We start from the raw sequence: 6,920 nt of genomic DNA, 5'->3' as shown, positions 1-6,920 counted from the left end.
GTAAAGAAGAAGTGTTACAGCTCTGGGAATTTTGTTGAAGATGATTTTGTGAGTATGGCAAAAGTTCTCAAAAGCATCCAAGGTAAATTTGTCTTGAGTCTGAATGATAGTGATGAGGTTCGAGAGATCTTTAGGGATTTTGACTTTTTAGAATTAGAGGCCCTTTGGACATCTGGTTTTGCTAAAAAAAACTCTTCGAAAAGAACTCTTGATTCGTAATAACTGAAAAAAATCATAAAAAGATTTGTTAGAATCAGAAGAAATATTTTTTCTCTAACAGGACTTTTTTGATGCTTACATCCTTTGGTAAAATTTTACGGAAACTTTGTCTTGATCACTCAGAACGCCTCTTAGATATGGCTAAGAAATTAGACATATCTGTAGCATTTTTATCTTCTGTCGAGATTGGCAAAAAATCTGTTCCTGTAGGACAAAAGATAATTGAACTCTATGCTTTAGATCAAGAGAAGGCTTTACTCTTAAGAAAAGCAGCTTATGCTTGTCGCAAAAGTTTTACAATCAAGACTTCTGATCGGTTGAGGCGTGAAGCTGTTGGCATGTTTTCTAGATTTATAGATATTTTTACACAAGAGGATTTAGAAAAATTCAAACAAATACCAGAAGTAATTCGCGAATCAAACAGAGAGAAAAATGCTACCTTTGTAGAGAAATGTTAAAAAACCCTATTCCTCTAACTTTATTCAGACATTCCTCACAGTAAAAAAGATGTATAAATACAGCAAGTTATAGGATAAGAAAAAGAATCTGGTGGGCGTGACAGGGATTGAACCTGTGACCCCTACGATGTCAACGTAGTGCTCTCCCGCTGAGCTACACGCCCATTCATTGATGTTGCATACACCATATAGAATGACAAACGTCAATGCCTAATTTCGTTTTCTCTTTCAACAGATGCAAATAACTTAAAAAATACTTTTTAAGCAGCGATAAGGATCTTTTCAACCTCATTGACGAGTTCACGTAAGTGAAATGGCTTAGAGAGAACCTTTGCATCAGGAGGGGCATCACTATTTGAATTGAGTGCTACCGCTGCAAAACCTGTAATGAACATTACTCGTAAATCGGGGTCAATCTCAGTAGCACGTCGTGCGAGTTCGATTCCGTCCATCTCTGGCATCACAATATCAGTCAGGAGAAGGGAAAATGGCTCTTCTTGTAAACGTTCATACGCGCTAATACCATTATCGAAATCGGCGACTTCGTAGCCTGCACGTTCTAAGGCTTTTACGAGAAAGCGACGCATATCGTTATCATCTTCTGCGAGCAGGATTCGTTTCATGATTATGTTCCAATGGCTCCATTTGTCAGAGTTTTGCCGCATCAATTATACAATATAGAGTATTTATAAAAAAGACGGTAAAATGCTCATAATTGAAATGAATGGCAAAATGGTTAATTCTTACATTCTTATTCAGAATACAGCATATTCGTTGTGAGTTGGTTAAATTCAAAATATATGTGATTTTGAAAAAAGAAGGGGTTCTCTAGAACTTTTAAGGTGATTCATTGCTATCTTTTAAATTCGCTGATTGTTATCAGAATTTCATTAAAAAACTTATGAAAACCGTTACTGTAGGGACTTGCTATATCGAGAAATTAGAAGAATATTATGTTAATTTATTGTTTTTAAAAAGTTCTCCTAAAAATAGAAATTTTATAGTTATTTGTTTTTATAGAGATTTGTAATAAATATTATAAATGCGCTTTATTTTCAGTTTTTTTTCCTTAAATAGATAAAAACTATTATTTTTCTAAATATAATATTAAATTAACACTTAATAATATATCAAAAATAGTATTTTGATGATTTATTTATAAATATGTATCATGCTATATTAAGATAGATTTATTATCTTCATTTTTATTAATTATACAAAATATTTTTATTTATATAATAGTTTTTATTAGAATGCCTGGTGAAATATTTAGGTCATGGCTTGCCTGTAGAGGCTAGAAAACGAATCATATGAGTGGTTGGAAAGTAAAATCCGTTGTATTAAGAAGTGTTTGTAGATCCAACACTCGTAGAAATTTTTTTATGGGGCGGAGTGGAAATTAAGATTTAGTGTTATTTTACAGATACATTATCGGGAATAAATGCATCAAATGCAGCCCAAAATTGCTTTTTATAATTTTCATTAACCATGATTGTGTCCAGTTCAGCGCCTGTAATAGTAATACTTTCTGTCAGGTGTGTGTGTTGGCATAATTGCCGCACTTCAATGTTATTTGCAATATTGTTTTGATTGGCAAGAATAAAGAGTGTTGGAATTCGTAAATCTCCGTGGAGTACATTTCTTTTCATAGAATCGATCGCATTAAATACCGATGCCATCCATTGGGATGTTGGGGGCTTAATGGAATGGAACGGCACTTTATGCATGTGTCCCAATTGTATATTGTTTTGTTTTGTTTTGTTTAATTTTTTCCCATCTTTCGCTGGTATAAAGCCAAGACCTATATCAGAAAGAAATTGTGTTAATTTATGTTGAAAACCATTCGTTTTATTACCGAATGGAGCAAAAAGGGGAGAAACACAGAGCAATTTATTAAACCGATGATTAATGAGATCTAATCCGCTAAGTGCCATCAATCCACCTATACCATAGGCGAGCATAGAGTAAGGAGGCGGACAATTAGGATAAACAATATTTTTAAGAAATTCATATAAGTCATTAATATCACTATTTATATCAAAACAATGATGTCGGCTTTGTTTTCTTATCTTGAAGGATTTTTTTTCTTGATCAAACCAGTCAAATATTGCTGTATGAAAACCGCGGTTAGAAATTTCATTTATTAATAAAAAATATTTTTCTAAAGTACTTGCGTAGCTTTTTAGAATAACAATTGTTCCTTTAGATTTTTCTACCTCAGGATATGTTATCGCAAAACGAATTTCGTGATCTATTGCTATTTTAAGAGTACCATGATGGATATTAGGAGGAGTGGAAGCCCAGTCTATGGGATAAATAGGTGTTTCCAATTGAAATCCTTTACAGTGTATTTGCCGCTTAGTGCAACGTGAGATAATGATAGGACTTTGACATTTATGTAATGAAGAAAAAGGATTTAAAAAGGGGTATATTGCTTTTTAGATAGTTTTTATCAATTTAGGTTCCAAAGAGTTGAAATAAAGAAAAACAATTACCAGATAATATAGTGTGGTTGCCATGATGGGGCCGCAGGTTCACAAGTAAGTTTGCCATTTGGGAACTTTGTGAATTAATTGTTAAATTATAGTCGCTCTAGAGGAGGGCAATATTATGCGTCAGGTAGATTTTTCACCATTTTATCGTTCCACAGTAGGTTTTGATCATCTTTTTAACTGGTTTGATTCTAGAACACAACCAAATGAAGTTTCTTCTTATCCCCCTTATAATATCGAGCGTTTAACTGAAGATTCTTATAGAATTTCTATGGCTGTTGCTGGTTTCTCTCAAGATGAAATTGATATTGAAACGCATTGTAACCAGCTGATCGTTAAGGGAGACAGAAAGTCTGAAAATGATGATGAAGAGCGAGAGTTCCTTTATCGAGGTATCGCTTCGCGTGCTTTTGAACGGCGTTTTCATTTGGCTGATCATGTTAAGGTTATTGGAGCAGAACTTGGAGATGGGCTTCTTCATATTCAGCTTAAAAGGGAAATGCCAGCTGAATTAAAACCCAAAAAAATAACCGTACAGATGTCACCATCCATTACAAAAAATGATAACAGCGATATTGTCGTGTAGGAAAATTTAGAAAATATGAGACCGAATAATTATAAATTTTTCTGAAGAATAAAAAACGCGAGGCAAAAGGTCTCGCGTTTTGTGTGTGTGTTCTCCTCAGAACGAAGCTTATTTTAATAAAACCGCTTATTTCGAGTTTATGATAAAATGTTATTGAACATTATTCTAAGTTGAAGAAAAAATCCATGTATGTGCTAATTGAAATGCATGATAATCCACTTTTTAAGTAAGCTTATTTTTTTATTTTATAGCATTTAAAAAATGGTCGGAGCGGCGGGATTTGAACCCACGACCCCTTGACCCCCAGTCAAGTGCGCTACCAAGCTGCGCTACGCTCCGAGTTTGTGTAAAACGATTAAATGACTGTTTCTTTAAAGGCAAGAGAAAAAATAAACAGAATAAAATCTAAAATGCTCTTGCACTTAGAGCTTTTGAAAGTAAAAATTTTAGACATCACTATTTTGTTATCAATTCAAGATACATAACGAATCTGTAAAATTCTTTGTAATCATTAAATTTTTAGCTCTATAGTTAATAGATCTATGCATTTAATTACTTTTGCAGATTGTGAAGGGTAAGATTGGTGGCTTTAGGGGTATGAATTGGAGAAGGGGGGAGCAAATGAGTACGGGAGGTATATTTTTTCCTTATCTAATCGTTACTTTTCTAAAAAGATAAAGATTTTCAAAAGGAGAGGAGGGAATTATGGTATTGAAACGTTTTCCTTTGTTTAGAGTTTTTATAGACGAGGTATTTTGCGTTTTATGTGGACAAAAAATTGTAAGTTCTGGATTGTATAATCATAAATCTCATTTTACGGGTACGCGTTTTTATCCAAATAAACAAGGTCAGAATACTTTAATTTATGTTTTGTTGTTTTTTTTCTAAAATACTATAGAGGAAAAACTTTCAAAGTGTCTATTGAACTAAGAAAAGAGTAAATGATGAGCCGTTTTTCGGTAATAAATTTGACAGAAGCAGCAGTGGATCGTGTTAAAGCGATTATGGATGCAAAAGATGCACAGGGTATTCTTGTTGGTATCAAAAAAGGTGGTTGTGCAGGGATGGAGTATACAATTACTCTTGTCAAAGAAAAGGGGATAGATGCGGATGTTGTTGAAGTGAATGGTGCCCGTGTTTTCGTAGCACATGATGCGGTGTTATTTTTATTAGGGACGCAGATGGATTATGAAGTGACAACGCTTCGTTCTGGTTTTGTCTTTAAAAATCCTAATCAAGTTTCAGCATGTGGGTGTGGCGAATCGGTGGAACTTCGTCCTGCTACGCAGGATCAATATAAAACAAATTGAGCTGAGCTGAATTATAATTCAGTAATTTTAGAGGAACTTGTTCTTTGAGGTAGAAGAAATCTAGTATTTTTTATTGTTCATTTTTAGCTTGCTTCCAAAGCGCTTCCATTTCATTCAGGGATGCGTCAGTGAGTGTTTTAGATTGAGTGGATAGCTTTTCTTCAATATAGGCAAAACGGTTTCGAAATTTTATATTCGTTTTTTTTAATGCTTTTTGTGAATCTATCCCTAAGTGGCGTGCGAGATTAAGGAGAATAAAGTAGAGATCTCCAAACTCTTCTTCTATCTCTGAATTTTGTTTATTTTTGATGGCTTCTTTAAGCTCTTCGAGTTCTTCTTCTATTTTTTCAAAAACTTTATCACTTTTTTTCCAATCAAAACCTACTTTAGCTGCTGCTTCTTGTAAAGAAAGTGCCTCTTGGTTTGCTGGCTGGATTTGTTTTACTTGTGCGAGTATGCTTGTGGAGGAATTGTTGTTTTTTTCTTCGCACAAACTTTTTTGTTCAACCTGTTCTCTTTTTTTTATATATTCCCACTCCTCTTTTATAAATCCTCGTTTTTTTTGCTCGGCATTTCCAAAAACGTGAGAATGGCGTCGAATCATTTTTGCCGTGATTGCATAAACAACATCTTCAAAAGTAAAGCTGCCTTCTTCTTGTGCAATGGTAGCATGATAGATAACTTGTAAAAGGAGATCTCCAAGTTCTTCACAGAGATCCTTTCGGTTTTTTCGTTCAATGGCATCGATGACTTCGTAAACTTCTTCGAGCATATAGGGTATGAGGGATTCAAAAGTTTGTTTTTTATGCCAGATACAACCGCTATCAGAATTTCGTAATGCAGTGATAATTGCAACGAGATCTTTGATGTCTTTTGAGGCTAACATTTGCACTTCCTTTGTAAGCAATAGAGCCTTATGTTAGATGTCCCAACGTCTATGTAACCACATCCATTGTCCAGGATATTCACGGACCCAAGATTCAACAATATCATTTAATTTTTGCGTAGAAGCAGCTATATCGATATCATTTTTTTCATCACGTGGAAGTTCTATATGTTCATATAATTCTAAACGATGACGTCCATTGGGCAAACGAATACAACGTGCTGGATAAATATCACAGTCATATTGTCGAGCAAGTTTTATAATTAAGGGATTTGTTTTAAGAGGTCTGTTAAAAAATGTTCCCATGATACCGCGGCGAAATTTTTGATCAACGAGCATACCAACATTTTCACCTTCTTCTAATTTGGCTGCTAGTGCCCATGCTGCACCGGCCTTGGAGGGAATAAGATGCCCCATAGAAGTTTGTCGTGCTTTAAGGACTCGTTTGGCAACATAGGGATTATTGGGTGGTCTAAATAATACCGTAACATTAAGATCAAAACTTTGTGCACAAATAGGCAGAAGTTCAAAATTTCCAGTATGTGCGGTGAAAAAAATATGTGGTTTTTTTTCATTTTTTAATCGCTCAAATATTTCAACGCCTTTAACTTCAATGAAACCTGGCTCGTCCGCATGAGGATCAAAATCAAAAATTTTATCAAGAAAAATATATTCGGCTAGGAAACGTCCTATATTTTCCCACATTTCTATTGCAATCGCATGGAGTTCTTGCTCTGTTTTTTCTGGATATGCACCTCTAAGATTTGTAAGTGTGATTTGATGACGATGTAAAAGGGGACCAATTTTTTTTACCAACCAAGAAAAAAAAGAGACTCCCATTTTGGCAGGAAAGCATTTTAGAATAAATAAAGAACCAAAGAGCAGATACGCCCATAACAAGTAGGATATTTTTTTAGCTATAATTTTAATAAGATATATGAGATTTTTAAGAGAAAGCTTCATCATGAT

7 protein-coding genes, 2 tRNA genes and 1 pseudogene are annotated in these 6,920 nt (G+C 34.3%); 4 read left to right on the top strand and 6 right to left on the bottom strand.

What is annotated here, in order from left to right; all coding sequences use genetic code 11:
- Together ACFIKJ_RS07560 and ACFIKJ_RS07555 are read left to right on the top strand one after the other, a co-directional pair.
- A pseudogene (locus ACFIKJ_RS07560) lies at positions 1 to 226 on the top strand (DNA adenine methylase); the annotation flags it as partial.
- 64 nt (positions 227 to 290) lie between these two features.
- Complete coding sequence (locus ACFIKJ_RS07555) at positions 291 to 677, top strand: XRE family transcriptional regulator (protein ID WP_375653761.1); 387 nt, start codon at positions 291 to 293, stop codon at positions 675 to 677.
- An 89-nt stretch (positions 678 to 766) separates the two neighbouring features.
- Here ACFIKJ_RS07555 and ACFIKJ_RS07550 read toward each other — a convergent pair.
- The 3 genes from ACFIKJ_RS07550 to ACFIKJ_RS07540 form a co-directional block, all read right to left on the bottom strand.
- A tRNA-Val gene (locus ACFIKJ_RS07550) sits at positions 767 to 841 on the bottom strand.
- A gap of 96 nt (positions 842 to 937) precedes the next feature.
- Positions 938 to 1,300, bottom strand: coding sequence for a cell cycle two-component system response regulator CpdR (gene cpdR, locus ACFIKJ_RS07545; protein ID WP_005773448.1), 363 nt, complete (start codon positions 1,298 to 1,300; stop codon positions 938 to 940).
- A 789-nt stretch (positions 1,301 to 2,089) separates the two neighbouring features.
- Complete coding sequence (locus tag ACFIKJ_RS07540; RefSeq protein ID WP_375653759.1) at positions 2,090 to 3,007, bottom strand: alpha/beta hydrolase; 918 nt, start codon at positions 3,005 to 3,007, stop codon at positions 2,090 to 2,092.
- A gap of 280 nt (positions 3,008 to 3,287) precedes the next feature.
- Between ACFIKJ_RS07540 and ACFIKJ_RS07535 the strand changes: the two genes are divergently transcribed.
- Positions 3,288 to 3,755, top strand: coding sequence for an Hsp20 family protein (locus ACFIKJ_RS07535; protein WP_375626440.1), 468 nt, complete (start codon positions 3,288 to 3,290; stop codon positions 3,753 to 3,755).
- Between the two features lie 262 nt (positions 3,756 to 4,017).
- Here the strand turns inward: ACFIKJ_RS07535 and ACFIKJ_RS07530 are convergent.
- Positions 4,018 to 4,094, bottom strand: a tRNA-Pro gene (locus tag ACFIKJ_RS07530).
- A gap of 605 nt (positions 4,095 to 4,699) precedes the next feature.
- On the opposite strand from ACFIKJ_RS07530, the gene ACFIKJ_RS07525 reads away from it, so the two are divergent.
- On the top strand, positions 4,700 to 5,065 hold the full coding sequence (locus tag ACFIKJ_RS07525; RefSeq protein ID WP_015856470.1) for an iron-sulfur cluster assembly accessory protein: 366 nt from the start codon (positions 4,700 to 4,702) through the stop codon (positions 5,063 to 5,065).
- 70 nt (positions 5,066 to 5,135) lie between these two features.
- On the opposite strand, the gene mazG is transcribed toward ACFIKJ_RS07525, so the two are convergent.
- Together mazG and ACFIKJ_RS07515 are read right to left on the bottom strand one after the other, a co-directional pair.
- Positions 5,136 to 5,951: a nucleoside triphosphate pyrophosphohydrolase gene (mazG, locus tag ACFIKJ_RS07520; RefSeq protein ID WP_375626442.1), complete on the bottom strand. Its 816-nt coding sequence runs from the start codon at positions 5,949 to 5,951 to the stop codon at positions 5,136 to 5,138.
- Between the two features lie 33 nt (positions 5,952 to 5,984).
- A complete protein-coding gene (locus tag ACFIKJ_RS07515; protein WP_375627364.1) occupies positions 5,985 to 6,914 on the bottom strand; it encodes a lipid A biosynthesis lauroyl acyltransferase in 930 nt (309 codons plus the stop codon).
- Positions 6,915 to 6,920: the final 6 nt, after the last annotated feature.

Origin of the sequence: Bartonella sp. PS7NMGDW (assembly GCF_042193585.1) — a bacterium.
Lineage (GTDB): Bacteria > Pseudomonadota > Alphaproteobacteria > Rhizobiales > Rhizobiaceae > Bartonella > Bartonella grahamii.
This window is presented reverse-complemented; position numbering and strand designations above follow the sequence as displayed.